Source organism: Flavobacterium notoginsengisoli (assembly GCF_014207905.1).
Classification (GTDB): Bacteria; Bacteroidota; Bacteroidia; order Flavobacteriales; family Flavobacteriaceae; genus Flavobacterium; species Flavobacterium notoginsengisoli_A.
Map to the genome: position 1 here is coordinate 318,314 of NZ_JACHLB010000002.1, position 18,888 is coordinate 337,201.

Genomic DNA, 18,888 nt, shown 5'->3' on the forward strand with positions numbered 1-18,888 from the left:
TCATAAGAAAAGGACCCGTTTTTACGAGTCCTTTTTTTTATTTTGATATGTGATGAATTTACATTTTTGTAATGATAAATTCGCTTCTTCGATTTATTTGATGCTGTGCTTCGGTACACGGAACACCATTTGAACAGTTATTGATTAATTGTGTTTCTCCATAACCAATGGCGCTTTCGATTCTTTCTGCTGCTATTCCTTGTGAAATAATATAATCTCGAGTAGCTTTTGCTCTTCGGTCGGACAATTCTAAGTTATATTGATCGTTAGCTCGCGAATCGGTATGCGATTCGATTTTAATCACAACAGTTGGATACTGAGTCATAAGAAGAACAACTTTATTTAATTCTATTGCAGCATCATAACGAATATCAGATTTATCTAAATCAAAGAAAATGATGCCGATTTTTATTTTCAATATACCATTTTCACGTGCAATTAAAGCTGGATCTAAACCAACAAGTGCTTCGGTTTTACCTGAACTGTTTGCTGTTATAATCGCTTTAGTATTGTTGTTATAATTCTCTTTCGAGACTTCAACTGTGTAAGGTGTATTGCAATCTACATTATTGTTGAAATCATATTTTCCGTCGAGTTGAGAAACGGTTTCAGCTACTTTGATACCGTTTGAATTTTTTAGAGTTACCATTGCGCCAGCGATTCTATTGTTGGAAATGGCATCAAAAATGTAACCGTTTATTGCTTGATTGCAAGATCTTTCGAAAGAATAAATATCATCATCGCCTTTTCCTGTTTTTCTGTTAGAACAAACAAACCCTTTATTAGTGGCTTCGTTGACGATATAACCAAAATCATCTCGATTACTGTTTAATGGCGCGCCTAAATTTGCAGGAACATCAAAAACAGCGTCATTTATTCGGCTTTCAAAAACATCGAGACCTCCTAAACCCAAAAAACCATCAGAAGAAAAATATAGTGCCTGATCGGTAATGTATGGAAACATTTCACGTCCGGTCGTATTTATTTTTTCTCCCAAATTTTTAGGCGTTGAAAATTGATTATTGCCTAAAATATCCACTACGAAAATATCTGTAGAACCAATTGTACCAGGCATATCCGAAACAAAATAGAGCTTTTTACCATCTTTACTTATCGAAGGATGCCCAACGGAATAATTATCGCTGTTAAAAGGCAGTTCTTTTACATCTTTCCAAGAAACCGTTCCGTTATTGTTTTCAACCGCTGTTGCCGAGAAAATCTTCAGATTATTGATGCCTTTACTGTCGCGTTTTAGTTTTCCGTTATAATTATTTCGGGTAAAATAAATGGTTTTTTCGTCGGGAGAAAAAGCAATGCAGGCTTCGTGATACTGTGTAGTGATTTCTTTTCCGAATTTTTCTTTAAAAGTAACATTCGATTGTGTTTCGCTGATTTTACCCAATTGCATATTTAAATAAGGCTGGTCATTCCATCCGTATTTATTTGTTTTCCAATAAGAAGAATCAATAGTAGTGGAGTAAACCAAATCGCCTTTGTAATACATTGGACCAAAATCGGAATAAGCAGAATTAATATCTAAATTTTCAAGAAGAAAAGAAGGTTTTATATTTTCGATATCTTCTAAAGTGACATTTTTTAGCGAAAAGTTTTTAGCTCTCGCATCAGTTGATTTTTGTTTCTCGGCGAAAGCCTTCATCCATTTTTTAGCCAGTTCATAATTCTGAACTCCCTGTAACGACTGTGCATAACGAAATAGATATTCGGCAGAAATCTCGTTTGGATATTCGGCAATCAGTTTTCCGTACCATTTTGAAGCACTTGTCATTTTGGTATTAAAATAATAAGCATCTCCAAGTCGTTGCAGTATTTCTTTTGAAGTATCTCCATTGCTTACAGAAAGCTCATACGATTTTGCGGCTTCAACATAATACATCTTATCAAAAAGAGCATCGGCAGTTTTGTTTTTGGTCTGCGAATAAATCAGCTGTACAACCAATAATGCGAGTATAGTAATTGTTCTTTTCATAGACTATTCGTATTAGAAGAATCTTGGTGATTTAAGTCCTTTTTTGCGTGAAACCAGTTCAAAACGAAGCATGATTTCATGTGTGCCACTGTTGTAATTCTGCAATGCTGTTGTGGTATAATCATAAGCATATCCAGCCATAATCATCGGTGTGATTTGGATTCCAATAAGTCCACTTACCGAATCTGAAGTACGATAAGAAGCTCCGACCGTTACAGCATTATTAAACATGAAATTGGCTGAGAAATCAGCAATAATAGGAGCGCCGGCAACATATTTGAATAAAACGGCAGGTTTGAATTTAGTATGTGCTGATAGGTCAAAAACAATTCCCCCGATTAAATATAAATGTATTCTTTCGTTAATTAGATCATCAGCAATATCGTCATAAGTATAACGCTCTCGTGTCATAAAATTAGGAACAGACAATCCAATATAATCTCGTTCGCCGTGCCAATATAATCCAGCGCCTACAACAGGCAGGAATTTATTGGTTATGTTTTCGCGAAATTGTACATCTGGATCTTTGTGGCTTCCTTTGGACCAATCGATATTGATAACGCGTCCGCCTCCTTTTATTCCGAAAGAGAGTTTGTGTGATTCGCCAGATCTGATGGTATAAGAGAAATTGGCATCTAAGTATTGTTCTTCTGTTGGTCCGATTTCTTCATTTACAATCGAAATTCCAAGACCGACATTTTTTCCGACAGGAGTATCGAGTGTAAAACTTTGTGTGTCTGGTGCGCCTTCAAGACCAACCCATTGTGTTCTATAAATTCCTGTTATAGCCAAGTGTCCCAGCGAACCCGCATAAGCGGAGTTTACCGTGAGCGTATTGTACATGTATTGGGTATATTGCGGGTCTTGCTGTGCAAAGGCTCCATATACCGAGAATAGAGTGAGTAGCGCGAAAACCTTTTTTATATTTTTAATCATAGCCAATTTATTTTGGTTAATCCTATTCTTAATTTTGTTTTTCGAGATGATTTTATTTCAGATAAAGCCATCCAGAGGTTTTTTTAGATCCATCTCCTAAATCAAGAATATAGAAATAGGTTCCTTCGGGAAGTGTTTTGGCAGAACCGTCTGCTTTTCCGTCCCAAGTATTGTTGTAGCCTTTTTTATAGTAAACCAAATTACCCCAGCGGTTAAAGATTTCCAGTTGATTGTTTGGATATCTGTCAATACAATCAATGTAGAAGAAGTCGTTCTGACCGTCATCATTTGGTGAAAACTCGTTGTAAATTTTCAGACAGTTTGGAGAAACCGTAGCGCTGTCCTGATTATTTGCCGAATTAGTATCGATTTGATCCAGTTTTGTCAAATGAGCGGTATTCAGATAATCATTAAAATCAACCACTTTAACTGTTAAGGTTAATGTTTGCAAAGTGCCAGTATTGATTGATGGAATATTCCAAATACCTGTTGTCGAATTATAGGTTCCTGAACTTACAGTTGAATTTACGAATGAATATCCTTTTGGAAGTACATCCTGAACTTCAACGTTTGTGGCCGTTAGATTTCCTAGGTTTTCAGCTGTAATGGTAAAAATTACCTGACTGCCCATTGGAACATCTGTTTTGTCTACTTCTTTGTTGATGGCAATATCAGTAGAAGGAATGCTGATAGATTGAGAATCTTCGTCGTCTTCGCTTTGATCTCCGTTATCATTATTTGGCGTCGAATCGGGATCAAACTGATTGCTTGCCGTAACTTGGGCAATATTGACATAATCTACGCTTTCTAGTCCAAGCGGATTGGCAACAGTGGCCTGATAAGTCAATGTTATTCCGCCCACGGGAACCGTTAAGTTTACCCATTTAATGGTATTCAGACTAAAAATACCACCATTATTAATGTTCGAAATATTCTTGTAACCAAGCGGAATAATATCTTCAACTGCGACTCCCGTTGCTGTGCTTGGTCCTTCATTGTTAAGCTGCAGCGTAAATGTTACGACTTCGTTTACGTTTGCGTTTTTATTGTTTACTGTTTTTTCCAGACTTAAATCGGCTACGGCAACATTGATGGTTAAACTGTCATAATCGTCTTCTGTTGTAACTCCGTTGTTTGGAGTAGAATCTGGATCGGGCAGGTTGCTGGCAATGACTTCTGTTACATTGGTATAATCATTTGCAGTTCCAGACGGCGGATTGACACGAGTGTAGATATCAAGTGACTGATCTGTTCCGTTAGCAATATTACCAACATTCCAAACTCCTGTTATATAGTTATATAAACCGCTGGTTGGACTGCTGGTTAAATAAGTAAATCCAGGAGGTAGCAAATCTTTGACCATCACACCACTTGCGTTGGCAGGACCATCATTTTTAACGGTAACGGTGAAAATAACGGTTGCTCCAACATCATAAACATTATTTTGGTTTAGTGCCGTTTTACTGATGGATAAATCAGCCATCACAATTACTGGAGTAACAGAAATACTGTCATAATCATCTTCGGTAGTTATGCCATTTCCAGGTGTACTGTCGGGATCAAATTGATCTGAATTCATAATTTCAGCAGTATTCAAATATTCATTAGGCACACCGGTCGGGCTTTTTACATTCACATTTAGCAATAAAGTATGACTGTTTCCAGGCAGAATAATTCCTGGATTCCATTCACCAGTTGAGCGGTCGTATGCTCCGGAAGTTGAATTATAAAAGATATATTCATATCCAGCAGGAATAATATCTCTTACTGTTACTCCCGTAGCAATACTAGGACCTGAATTCGTTACTGTGATAGAAAATGTAATTTGCGATCCAACATTTGGAGTCAGAATGTTGTTAATGACTCTTTTTTCTATAGAAAGGTCAGCTACAGCGGGAACTGGATTTAGTACTACTGAGCTGATATCATCTTCACCGCTCACATTGTTATTTGGTGTACTGTCAGGATCTAATTCATTAGAAGCATAAACTTCTGCAACATTTTGATAAATTCCGGTATTATTTACTTTAACAGATATAAGTAAAGATTCTGAACCTCCGCTAGGTATAGTTCCTATATCCCAAATTCCTGTAGTATTATAATATTGTCCAGCAGTTGAGCTGTAAACAATATATTCATATCCGCTTGGAAGCTGATCCATTACTTGAACTCCCGTAGCATTTTGGGGACCGCTGTTGGTTACCGTTATTTCAAAAGTTACTGTTGCTCCAAATATCGGACTTAAATTACCGCCTACTACTGTTTTAATAAGAGATAAATCAGCCATCGGAATTGTCGGAGTTGTAACTGCACTAGCATAATCGTCTTCGGTAATAATTCCATTGTTTGGAGTTGAATTTGGATCTGGAAGACTGCTGGCAGTAACTTCTGCAGTATTCAAGTAATTTCCAGCTGCGTTTACAATAGCGGTTAATTGCAGTGTCTGTGAATCTCCGTTAACCAAAGAGCCAATATTCCATTTTCCAGTCGTATTGCTGTAAGTTCCTTTTGTAGAGGTAAAACTACTGAATGTATATCCAGAAGGCAACAGATCGGTAACTTCAACTCCTGTTGCATTTTGTGGACCATTATTAGAAATAACAATTTCAAAAGTTACAGAAGAACCGATTAAAGGAGTAGCATTATTAACCGTTTTAGTTAAAGATAAATCTGCCGATTGTCCTAAAGGAGCAGTTGTAGCAGTTCCATAATCATTTTCAGTAGGAACTCCATTTCCTGGTGTTGAATTTGGATCTGGTAAACTGCTGGCAGTCACTTCTGCAATGTTTACATAATTACCTGCTGGATTAACAATCGCAGTTATTCTCAAAACTTGAGAATCTCCATTTAAGAATGAACCAATTGTCCATTTTCCAGTTGTGGCATTATAAACACCTTTTGTTGCGCTGTAATTTACAAAAGTATATCCGGAAGGCAGAAGATCTGTAACTTCAACTCCTGTTGTATTCTGCGGTCCATTATTAGTTGCAATTATTTCAAAAATAACTGGAGAACCTACTAATGGAGTAGGATTGTTAACGGTTTTGGTTAATGCTAAATCAGCCGCTTGTGCATTTGGAGTTACTGTTGCTGTTGCGTAATCATCTTCGGTTGTGATTCCGTTATTAGGCGTAGAATCTGGGTCAGGAAGAGCACTTGCAGTTACTTCGGCTGCATTTACATAATTGCCGGCCGGATTTACGACAGCTAAAATTTGTAAGGTTTCTGACTTTCCGTTGATTAAATTGCCAACCGTCCATAAACCCGTTACAGGATTATAAGTTCCTGTGGAAATGGTAAAATTAGAGTAGGTATAACCGTTTGGAAGCAAATCGGTAACAGTAACGCCTGAAGTATTCTGTGGACCGTTATTTGTCACAATCACTTCAAAAGTTACTAAAGAACCTACTAAAGGGTTAGTGCTATTAACTGTTTTAGTTAAAGATAAATCTGCGGATTGTGCTGTTGGAATTATTGTAGCTGTTGCGTAATCATTTTCTGTTGGAACACCATTGTTTGGAGTTGAATTAGGATCAGGAAGATTTGCGGAAGTAATTTCAGCAATATTTAAATAATCTCCGGATGCATTTACAATAGCAGTAATTTGCAAAGTTTCTGATTCTCCATTCGCCAAATTACCAATATTCCATATTCCGTTAGTTGAATTATAAGTTCCTGTAGAAACTGTAAAACTATTGTAAGTATATCCAGAAGGCAGTAAATCAGTAATTTGAACTCCTGTATTGTCTTGCGGACCGTTATTGGTAACAACAACCGCAAAAGTTACTGGAGATCCTGCTAAAGGAGTGTTATTATTAACTGTTTTGGTCAATGATAAATCAGAGGATTGTGCTGTTGGTGTTGCTGTTGCTTCTGCATAATCATCTTCTGTTGTAATTCCATTATTCGGAGTAGAATCTGGATCAGGCTGACTGCTTGCTGTAATTTCGGCACTATTGGTGTAGTTTCCTGTGGCATTAACCACAGCTGTTATTTGTAAAGTATGAGCTGTAGAGACTGGCATGCTTCCTACAGTCCAAAGTCCCGTAACAGCATCATAACTTCCAGCTGTTGCTGTATAGGAGACATAAGAATAACCAGTAGGCAATAAATCGGTAACAATTATATTCTCTGAGCTTTGAGGTCCTGCATTGTTTATCTGAATACTAAAAGTTACCTGAGAACCTACCAGAGGAGTGGTATTGTTTACCGTTTTAGTTAATGATAAATCAGCCGATGTTGCAATCGGAACTACTGTTGCTTCTGCATAATCATCTTCTGTTGTAATTCCATTATTAGGAGTAGAATCTGGATCAGGCTGACTGCTTGCTGTAATTTCGGCACTATTGGTGTAATTTCCTGCGGCATTAACGAGAGCCGTTATTTGTAAAGTGTAAGAATCTGTGATTGGCATATTTCCAACTGTCCAAAGTCCTGTTGTAGGAACATAACTTCCTGTTGTGGCACTGTATGACACATAAGTAAAGCCAGAAGGCAGTAAATCGGTTACGGTAACTCCATTTGCTTCTTGTGGGCCAGAATTTGTTACCTGAATACTGAACGTTACTAAAGAGCCTACAAGTGGAGTGGCATTGCTCACGGTTTTTGTCAATGATAAATCTGCTGATGTTGGAACAGGAACTGTAGTAGCTTCAGCATAATCATCTTCTGTTGTGATTCCGTTATTTGGAGTTGAATCGGGATCAGGAAGATTAGCAGCTGTAACTTCAGCGGTATTAGTATAATTTCCTGTAGGATTTACTCTTGCAACAAGCTGAAGTGTTTCTGCATCACCAGTTACTAGATTACCAACTGTCCAAATTCCTGTAGCGGTATCATAAGTTCCTGTAGAAACTGTAAATCCAGTAAAGGTGTATCCCGAAGGAAGCACATCTGTTACTTGAACTCCAAAGTTATCCTGAGGTCCATTATTGGTTACAACAACTTCAAAAGTAACAAGTGATCCAACCAATGGAGTTGTGGTATTAACTGTTTTTGCTAAAGACAAATCAGAAGATTGCGGAATAGGAGTAGTGGTTGCAGTTCCATAATCGTCTTCAGTGATTACTCCATTATTTGGAGTAGAATCTGGATCTGGAGTATCGCTATTGGTAACTTCAGCAATATTGATGTAATTCCCAGTCGAATTGACAATTGCATTAATTTGAAGTGTTTCAGATTCGCTGCTTTCGAGAATATCTAGAGTCCATAATCCAGTTGTACTATTATAAGTACCGCTTGTTGCATTAAAACTGCTGAAAGTATAACCTGAAGGCAGTAAATCGGTTACCTGAACAAGTGCTGCATCCTGAGGTCCGCTATTTGTGGTTATAATGGTAAAAGTTACAATAGAACCAACAAGTGGAGTCGGATTGCTTACGGTTTTAGTTAACGATAAATCGGCTGAAGGTTGAATTGGTGTTACAACGGCATTGTCTTCATCGTCTTCACTCTGATCTCCATCATCATTATTTGGTGTACTGTCAGGGTCTGGAAGATTACTTGCAGTTACTTGAGCGACATTAAAATAATCTCCTGTAGGCAATACCTTGACATCTAGTATCAGCGATTCTGAAACTCCAACATCTACTGTTCCCACATTCCAAATTCCTGTAGCACTGTCATATAAACCTGCCGAAGAACTGTAATTTACATATTGAAAGCCAGAAGGAAGTAAATCGGTTACCTGAACTCCTGTTGCATTATTTGGACCATCATTGGTAATAATAAGTTCAAAAGAAACCTGACTTCCCACAACAGGACTTGTGTTTCCTGCTACAACATTTTTGACTAAAGATAAGTCGGCAGATGGACCGATAAAAATAATTCCTGCATCATCTTGATCATCTTCAGAAGCTACATTATTATTTGGAGTTGAATCAGGATCAGGTAAATCACTAGCTGTTATTTGAGCGACATTTAAATAATTTCCTAATGGATTGACAAGCGCACTAAAGGTTAAATTTAAATTAGAATTAGCAGCTAAATACAAATCTTTCCATTCTAAGGTAGCAGTTGCCGCTTGATACGTTCCGCCAGAAGAAACTGATCCAGGAATGAGCGTATATCCAACTGGAATAACATCCTGGACATCAACACCTGTTGCATTTCCGGGACCTCGATTAAGTACATTTATGATGAAATCAACTTGACTTCCTGCAGCGGCTGTTAACGGAGCCACTATTTTCGTTAGCTCTAAATCGGCTTGTTTTAATGAAACAGTAGCACTGGCTCTATCATCTTCCGGTAATCCATTTCCGGGAGTACTGTCAGGATCAAGCTGTTTAGCAGTTTCAACCTCTGCTATATTAATGTAGTCGTTTACATTTGAAACAACATTCACTTTTGCTGTAATCTGTAAAGCAAGTGAGTTTCCGTTGTTGAGATTGCCAACATTCCAAATACCTGTAGTGCTGTTATATTTTCCAGCACCATTATCGCTCACATAAGTATACCCAGGAGGAAGTTGATCGGATACTGTTATTCCGGTAGCGTTATTAGGACCGCTATTGGTAACTCTAATTGTGAAAATAACATTGTCGTTTATGCTTACCGTTGCAGGCGAAACTGTTTTTTGCAATGATAAATCGGCAACATCCAATATAATAGAGGCATCATCCTGATCATCTTCGGTCGCAATATTGTTATTTGGGGTACTATCAGGATCAAATTGATCTGAAGCAATAATTTCAGCATTGTTTACATAGGATCCTGTGGATTTAATTACTGCCTGAAAAGATAATGTTAGCCTGCTTCCAACAGGAATTGAAAGATTATTCCAAGTTACGGTATTATCGCCCACATTATAAATTCCTGCTAAGTTTACAGAGCCTGGCACTATGGTATAACCAGATGGAATATAATCTCGTACAGAAACTCCAGTTGCAGTTACTGTTCCTCCCAAAGAGTTATTATTGAAAATTTGAAGATTGAAAGTAACTGTGTCTCCTGCACTTCCGGTAACGGGAGTAACAGATTTCGTTAATTCTAGATCAGCAACAGACAATATGGTTAAGGTCATAGTATCAGATGAAACTGCACAATTACCGTTGCTTACAGTCCACTCTAAAACATATATTCCAGAAATCGTTCCCGTTACAGCTGTAGTCGGAGAAGTATCATCAACAAATCCTACAATGCTTGGTCCAGATACTTGAGTCCAAACTCCAGTACCTACTGTAGGTGTTGTTGCATTCATATTAACTGGAGAGAATTGTGGAATAATTCGATTTGGCCCAGCATTAGCAGTTGAAGGTAAGTCGTAAACCGTTACTATAACTCTATCCTCAGAAGTACATCCTGTTGTTGCAATTGTCCAGCTAAATTCATAAGTGCCAGGAATTAATTGCAACATTAGTGAGTTAGGGTTGTTTGGAGAAGCGATTGTAGCTGTATTAGGACCAGAAATTTGTGTCCATGTCCCTGTGCCAATAACAGCCGCATTTGCTCCCATAGTTACTGAAGTTACATCACATAGTTCTTGATCAGGACCCGCATTGGCTACTGTCGGAGGATCGTCGTTAAAAGTAATGTCAACCGTATCTGAAGATGGCTGGCACAATGATGGACTTGTAAAAGGTCCATTTGTTACTGTCCACGTTAAAGTATATGTCCCTAAGACTGTAACATTTGAAAGAGTTGTAATCGGACTATTAGGGCTGTCTATAACCGCTGCGGCTCCTGCAGGCTGACTGGTGATGGTCCATGTTCCAATACCAACTGTTGGAGCTATAGCAGCTGTCTGATAAGTGGTTTGGCAAGCCACAGCGTCATCAGGACCAGCATTAGCAGTACTTGGAGCAGCGTTCATTTCTATTCTGACAATATCTGATAAAGATCTACATGAAGTACTTTCAAAACCCCATTCTAAAATATATAATCCTGGAACAGTTAAGCCACTAAGAGTAGTCAATGGGGAAGAAGGGGTATCGATTACTGCTACACTTCCCGTTGGCTGAAAAACAAAACGCCATTGAGCATTAGAAACATCTGGTGGAGGTGCATTTCCTTGTAATGTAGTGGTTCCTGCGACATCAGATATACAAAGCGTTTGATCTGGTCCAGCATCGGGAGGAATACTTGCCCCACTAAAGATATTAATATTTACTGAATCGGAAGATCCTGAACAAGTAGAACCATCAGGAAAAACTGTAGAACTGGTTGTGTACGTAAAAACATAATTGTTTCCAGGAACTACAGTTGCGTTAGCGATATAGCTATTAGCCGGTGATTGTGTTATGGTAACGTCTGCAGGATTTCCAGTAGTACTAGTAAGTGTCCAAGTTCCAGTTGAATTTTCATTTCCTTTAAGCTGAACGCTGGTTACATCACAGTATGATTGGTCAATTCCTGCATTCGCAGTTGGTGTTACTGTCACAATCATATCATCAAAAGTACCTGGGCACAAGAAGATACTTTTCGCAGTAACAGTCCATCTAAAAGTATAAGTTCCTGCAACAAGTCCGTTAATTAAAGTATTTGGATTGGTAGAATCAACAATTGTTGGCTGATTGGGTGCGCCAGTTAGAACAGACCATTGTCCAGCTTCAAAAAAACTGTCGTAAGCACTTCCTGCCATAGTTACACTTGTATTATTACATACGTTTTGGTCAGGTCCAGCAACAGCTTGATGAGGTGGAATTCCAATTGATAAATTAACATCATCAAAAGCTTCACCACAGACTTCGGCATCAACTGTCCATCTAAAAATATAATAACCGCTGTAGGTAAAAGTGAAAACAGCATTAGGATCATGTATATCACTTATCGTATAACTTCCTACACCCGAAATTCTAGTCCAAGTTCCAACGGCACCACTGGTGGATGTCGCCGCCATTGTTATAGTGTTGCCACAAATTTCCTGATCTGGTCCCGCATTTGCAGCTGGAGGAGTATCGGCAATGGTTACCGTTACTTCGCTTGTATTAGGAGCACATAATCTTGTAATGGTTTGTATTGCCCATGTAAAAGTGTATGTTCCGTTTCCTGGTACTGTCACTAAAGTATTAGGATCGCTTGAATCGGCAAAAACAACCCCAGCTGAAGGAGTAACAGACCATAAACCGATTTCAAAAGTTCCCGGAGTATTACCACTAAGATTAAATGATGTTGTTCCAGAAGGATAACAAGCATCGGGGCCTGCATCTGAATTGGATGATGCTGTAGAATTATTTGTTACAATGGTAACAGTATCTGATATGGCTGAATTACAAGAAGGACCAGGATGAAGATAAGAAAGCGACCACTGCAATTCGTATTGTGATAAATTTGTTGTAAAACCTCTAGCAACAGCATTTGGATCATTTACATTTGAAAATATAATTGTGCTCGGACCAGAAACTTGACTCCATGTTCCAATTTCTCCACTTTGGGCTGGTGTTGCGGCTAAATGAACTTGAGCATTAGCACAAACAACTTGATTTGGACCTGCATCAATTACGCCTAAAGTACTATCAGAAACATAAATCGTTACTGTTGAAACCGAAAAACCGCAAGTTGCACCGCCACCTTTTGTGATGTACTGAAAAACATAAGTTCCAGGAATAAGCCCAGTTACCTGAGTGTTTACAGCAAAATTATCGGTAATTGTCGCTTGATTAGGACCGCTTAGCTGACTCCAAAAGTGCATTCCATCCCCAGTTACAACTCCTGAAAGCGTGGTACTGGTATCTCCACATGGCAAACTTACATCAGATCCTGCATTGGACGGAACTGGATCTCCTGAAACGATTATATTTAAAGTATCAAAACCATAATCACAACCAACAGGAAGTGTTCCGTTTTGACTTCTGATAAATTCAACCGTATATTCTCCTGGTTCAGTAAGTGTTAGTGTTAATGAATTTCCAACATCTTGCAATGCAGTAGGAAAGGGAGCAAGAGGCGATGTGCTTGGTCCAGTTACAATTCTATATTGATTCACTCCTGTTCCTGTTACAGTAAGCGGAATCGTAAATACTGTTGCATTACAACTTCCAGCAATATCATTACCATTATTAGCGACAATAGTTCGCGTCGGACCATTGTATTGAATGTTATAATCTTTCGTAAATATACAGCCTGTGTTATTGTTTGTAAGGGTATATCTAAATTTATAAGGGTCGCCAGAATCTGAAATATTAGTAATTAAAGTAGTTGGATTAGTAGGAGAAACAATTATTGCTCCTGGATCTCCAGATATTTGGGTCCATTGAACAGTTTCTCCTGCATATAGAGGTGTTTGGGCTACCAAAGTAACCTGATTTATGGTATTGTCACAAAAGAAAATATCTTCATCTCCACCAGGAAGTGTAGTTACATCTTGTGTAGCTTCAGGAACTGTAATAGTAACCAAATCATTACCTGAAGCGCATGGTCCTGAAACCGTCCATCTAAAGGTATATGTACCTTGTACCAAGTTTGAAACCTGCGTATTATTTGAGTTTGGAGTGCCAATAGTAGGAGTGTTTGGACCGCTAACAAATGTCCATTGACCGCTTTGTCCATTAAGGCCACAACCGCCATATGTTCCAGTAAGATTAGTATTTTGAGTGGTAGTATAACAATTGCTAAGTGTTTGATCGGACCCAGCGGAAACTGGAGTTACACCTCCATAATTAGTTACTGTTATTTGAGATGTGGTTCTGCATCGCTGTCCTGGAGCATATTCTGGACCTTCAATAACCCATTGCACAGTAGTCACACCACAACTTGTAGCGGGTAAAGTTATCGTAGACGTAGGTAAATTAGGAAAATTAATTACAACTCCTGCATTGTTAGCGCCAACGATTTCCCAATAGCCAGTTTCTCCTGTATTTTGAGGCGTATTTGCTGTTATAGAAAGATTTCCTGTACTATTTGGACAACTTGCTATATTACCGCCAGCATTTGCAATAGTAATAGGTTGTACATTTACAACTTTATCCTGATAAGTCAAGACTCCGTCACCGCAAGTTGCACTATATCTAAAGATATATGTATTTCCTCCCGTATAGCCTGTTACAATAGTACTTGAATTATTTGGAGTATCAATAACGACCGTTGGCCCTGATATTTGTGTCCATAAAACATTTCCAATAATAGGAGATGGATTATTACCGCTTAAAACCAATGCATCAGTTTCGCATATAGTAACATTTAAAACTCCAGCATTTACCGTACAGTTCTGGCCGTAAATTGATACAGAAAAAACGAAAGCAGCTAGGATTAATTTTAGCTTTTTAAAATAATCTTGATAAGGTATAGTTTGATCCATAAGCATAAAGGATATGAAATTTGTTTAAAGAAAAAGCTGTTGATAAGAAATCAAGCTTTGGTCTTTCTTTAAAAAATTAGAGTTTACTTATAGTGACGTGAGAACCTATCAAATTTACGGAAAGATTAACCTGAGTTCAATTTTTAGATGTTTCAGATTATAATTTGCAACCATTTTTACAAATGTGAACAATAGAAAATACCACAAAATAAGATGGAATTTTTAGATACGGCTAATTAAAATTTGATGCAAGTTTTTTTTTAGACTGTCTCAAAAAAAACTTTTTAGATCATCTTTTTTTACAGATTCCCCTAAAATTAGCTTATAATTGTACTATTGGTACAGAAATAAATTATTAAAAACTTTGAAGAATTTTGTTTTATATCTTTTCTTGATATTGGGTTTAAGTCCAATAGGATATTCACAGGATTATCCCGTAAAATTTCTAGATATATCAGACGGTTTGTCTAACAATTCTATTATTACCATTTATCAGGATAACGAAGGTTATATGTGGTTTGGAACCTATGATGGGTTAAACCGATACGATGGTTATAATTTTAAAGTATTCCGAAATCGAATCAACGATCCAAAGTCATTGTTGTTTAATACGATTTACAATATTGAAGGTGATTCTAAGAATAATATTTGGGTTGGAGGTACTAATGGAATCTGTGTTTATGACAAGAAAAAAGCAATATTTCATTCCGTTCACTATAAGAATTTAGATGAAAAAACTGTTTTACTTCAAGGAATTATACACCAAATGCGTTCTGTTTCTGATCAGCTGGTACTTGTTGCTTCTCAAAAATCAGGATTGTTAGCTTTTGAAAATGGTTCTTTCATAGGAAATCATATTCCATTAAATGCATTAGGAAATAAAATCAACATTAATAATTATGATGCTGTTGCCATTCAGGAAAACAAAGAAAAATCGGGATGCTGGATTTATGTTCGAAACGTTGGAGTTTGCAACTATAATTATAAAACGAAAAATTTAAAAATAGTTTTTCCGCTTTCTATCGAAGTAAAAGCGATGAAACTTTCAACTGATGGAAATCTTTTGTTAGGAACCGATGAAGGTCTTTTTCTTTTAAACACCAAAACAGGTTCTGTTTCAGATAATTATTTTTCAAGTAAATGCAGTGTAACGGATGTTTTAACTGATAAAAAAGGGAAAACTTGGGTTACAACCGACGGATGCGGGATTTTTTACATCAATCCTAACACCAAAAAACTTCTTTCTTATAATGAACAATTAGCGAAAAGTAATTCGGTTTGGAGCCTTTATGAAGATAAATCGGGTAATAAATGGTTTGGTTCGCTTCGCGGCGGAATCAGTATGCTGAGTGATACGCCAAAATATTTTAAAAGCATTAGATACAATTCAAAAGAACCTGCCGATAACTTTATTTTGTCTTTTTGCGAAGATGAAAAAAAGAATCTTTTGGTAGGTACAGACGGTGCTGGATTAAAATATTGGAATAGAACTACAAATACTTATTCAAATTACGGAATTTCACTTTCAAGCAGTTTTATCACTGGAATAATCCGAGATGATAATAATGATATTTGGGTTTCGACTTGGGCTGGCGGAGTTAATCGTATCAATAAAAAAAACAATACTGTAAAGTATTATTCTTGCTACAATACTTTTACGAAACAAATAGAGAAAAATATCTGGTTTGTGTTTAAAGATTCAAAAGACAATATCTGGGCAAGTGCGACAAATGAAGGTTCTTTATATTGTTTAGATCGAAAAACAGACACTTTTGTTCTTTTTGATAAAAGTATTGATAATCTGCAATGTATGACCGAAACTTCAGATGGAAAGTTATGGGCAGGAAATTATACTTCGCTTTTATCTATCGAAAAAAAATCTAGAAAAATTACCAAGAAAGCAATCGGAAATCCGATAAGATGTATTTATGAAGATAAAGACAAAAATCTTTGGGTCGGAACACAAGAAGGAGGTTTACTGTTGTTTGATAGAAAAACGAATACTTTTAAAAGATTAACCATTAACGATGGTTTGCCTTCAAATACTATCCTAAGATTATTGGAAGATCAATATGGTAATTTGTGGATGAGCACGTATAACGGAATCTGCCGATACGATAAAAAGAGTAAAACTTTCCGCAATTTTTCTATAAACGACGGACTTCAGAGCAATCAATTTAGTTTTAATGCCGGAATTAAGCTTTCTTCGGGAGAGTTTCTTTTTGGCGGAATTAACGGCTTTAATATTTTTTATCCAGAAGCGATAAAAGGTTTTAATCAGAAGAATAATGTTTTATTGACCGATTTTTATGTAAACAATCAGCTCATTGAAGAAAGCAAAGCAGAAGTAGATATTGATTCCGATAAAATAAAAGATGTTAGTTTAGAATATGATCAAACTACATTATCACTAGAATTTGTTGCGTTAGATTATAATAATTCAGACAAAATTAATTATGCTTATTTTCTAGAAGGCTGGGACGAACAATGGAATTACGTTGGACAAGCGCGAAAAGCAAATTACTCCAGACTTCCAGAAGGGAAATATACTTTTAAAGTAAAAACAACCAGTTTTAAAGGCGGATGGAATAAAGAAGTCAGTTTGGTTTCAATAACCGTTTTACCGCCTTGGTACAGAACTTGGTGGGCATATACGTTGTACTTGGCTGCTATTGGCGGTATTTTATTTCTGTATTTGGATTACAGCAGAAACAAAGAAAAATTAAAATATAAAGTCAAAATTGCCGAACTGGAAAGCAAAAAAGAAAAAGAGATAGCCGAAAAACAGGCGTCTATGTTTACCTATATATCGCATGAATTTAGAACGCCGCTTTCGCTGATAATTAATCCGTTGAAAAAAGCGGTTCAAAAAGAAATTGTTGAGAATGGTTCTTCGGGAAGCGATTTGGCTATTGCGCATCGAAACGCCAGAAGGCTTCTCAGTTTGGTAGATCAATTGCTTTTACTGAGAAAAGCAGAAAATGATGCCGATGCATTGCGATTGTCTCCTATAAATGTTAATAATCTTTCTAATGAAGTTTATCAATGTTTTGTTAATCAGGCAAAAGAAAAACAGATTGCTTATAATTTGATTATTCCAGATAACGAAATAACCATTATTGGCGATTATGAAAAGGTAGAAATCTCCCTTTTCAATTTAATGTCGAATGCTTTTAAGTACACGCCAATTGGAGGGGAAATCAATTTGAAAGTAACCGAAAATGATAATGAGGTTATTCTTGAAATATCTGACAATGGTGACGGAATCGATAAAAAAGATATCGATGTTATTTTCGAAAAATTCAAACAGATTAATTCGAAAGTTTCAGTTGGAACAGGTTTCGGTATCGGACTTTATATTGTGAAATATTTTGTAGACAAACACAAAGGATCTGTAACCTGCAGCAGTGAAACAGGAAAAGGAAGTACTTTTAAATTGACATTTTTAAAAGGAGACAGTCATTTTGAAGATGCTGAAATAACAAACGAAAAACCGCAAAGAAGTCAATTATTTGATGAATTGATTCCAGATGAAATTGAAGAGCCAGCTATAACAAATTCAGTTTCTGAAAGCGATTTTAAAAAGATAATGTTAACCGAAAAACGCACGGTTTTAATTATTGATGATAATGCCGAGATTCGAGCGTATTTAATCAAATTGTTTTCAGGTAATTATATTGTTTATAGTGCAGAAAATGGAGAAGAAGGCTTAAAGCTAACCAAAAAACACATGCCAGATCTTGTGATTAGTGATATTACTATGGAAGAAATGGATGGTTTGGAATTGTGCCGAAAAATAAAAGAAGACAATGCGTTATCTCATATTCCAGTTATTTTATTGACAGCATCTAAAAATCCTGAAACGCATTTGCAGGGAATTAATGAAGGTGCAGACGATTATATTACAAAACCATTTGATGACGATATTCTAACTGCTCGTGTGGAATCTTTACTCCGAAATAGACATAATCTGAGAGCTTATTTCTTAGATAGCATTACATTAAAGGAAAACACTCAAAAAGTTCCAGTAGAGTATCAGCAGATGCTAAAAAAATGTATTGATATTGTAGAAGCAAACATTCATAAAAAAGATTTTACGATTCGAACTTTTGCTCTCGAAATGGGAATGAGCCACAGAACGCTTTATACCAAAATCAAAATTATTTCGGGACAAACTTTAAATGCTTTCATTCGTTCCTTACGAATTCGAAGAGCTGCAATGTTAATGCTAACCGAAGAAATGAATATCGCACAAGCAAGTGCCGAAGTTGGTTTTGAAGATCCAAAATATTTCAGACAGCAGTTTGTAAAACTTTTTGGAATGACGCCATCAGAATATATTAAAAAGTATAAAAGTTCCTTCAATTCTGATCTAAATATCATTAAATAGCTAGATCGAAACTATCTTTTCATTGCATTTTTTCTTTAAATTTTAATTAAACGATTAAAATCTTTTACTGCATTTAATTGTTTTTGCTGAAAAATTACTGTTTTTTCAATAATTGCATATAATGCAAAAATCACTATCTATTTTTAAATACTCAGTAAAAAATATTTCAAAATTATGGTTAATTACAATTTTGACCTCCTTTTTTTTCGAATTTACCCCTCCTTATAAGTGTGGAATAAACATTTCTTTGCACTTATAGCAATCGGTTATTACAGAATTGCTGTTAGTCATAAGTGTTAGTTTCAAGATAAAGTTTTATCTCTTTTTAAAGAGCTGAGCACT

Annotated in this window: 4 protein-coding genes; 1 reads left to right on the plus strand and 3 read right to left on the minus strand. The window is 36.5% G+C overall.

All coding sequences use genetic code 11. From position 1 onward, the window contains the following. Positions 1–58: 58 nt before the first annotated feature. From HNP35_RS08295 to HNP35_RS08305, 3 genes are read right to left on the minus strand one after another with little or no spacing between them, the layout of a single operon-like run. Entirely contained in the window at positions 59–1,987 is a 1,929-nt protein-coding gene (locus HNP35_RS08295) for an OmpA family protein (RefSeq protein ID WP_184160247.1), read from the minus strand. Positions 1,988–1,999: 12 nt separating this feature from the next. After that, entirely contained in the window at positions 2,000–2,923 is a 924-nt protein-coding gene (locus HNP35_RS08300) for a PorP/SprF family type IX secretion system membrane protein (protein WP_184160249.1), read from the minus strand. A gap of 52 nt (positions 2,924–2,975) precedes the next feature. Beyond that, positions 2,976–14,156, minus strand: a complete 11,181-nt coding sequence (locus HNP35_RS08305; RefSeq protein WP_184160251.1) for a PKD domain-containing protein — start codon at positions 14,154–14,156, stop codon at positions 2,976–2,978. Between the two features lie 364 nt (positions 14,157–14,520). Between HNP35_RS08305 and HNP35_RS08310 the strand changes: the two genes are divergently transcribed. Further along, complete coding sequence (locus HNP35_RS08310) at positions 14,521–18,546, plus strand: two-component regulator propeller domain-containing protein (protein WP_184160253.1); 4,026 nt, start codon at positions 14,521–14,523, stop codon at positions 18,544–18,546. Positions 18,547–18,888 lie beyond the last annotated feature (342 nt).

Coding starts and splice junctions, on each gene's coding strand:
- HNP35_RS08295 (WP_184160247.1), bottom strand. CDS start 1,987: ATGAAAAGAACAATTACTATACTCGCATTATTGGTTGTACAGCTGATT.
- HNP35_RS08300 (WP_184160249.1), bottom strand. CDS start 2,923: ATGATTAAAAATATAAAAAAGGTTTTCGCGCTACTCACTCTATTCTCG.
- HNP35_RS08305 (WP_184160251.1), bottom strand. CDS start 14,156: ATGGATCAAACTATACCTTATCAAGATTATTTTAAAAAGCTAAAATTA.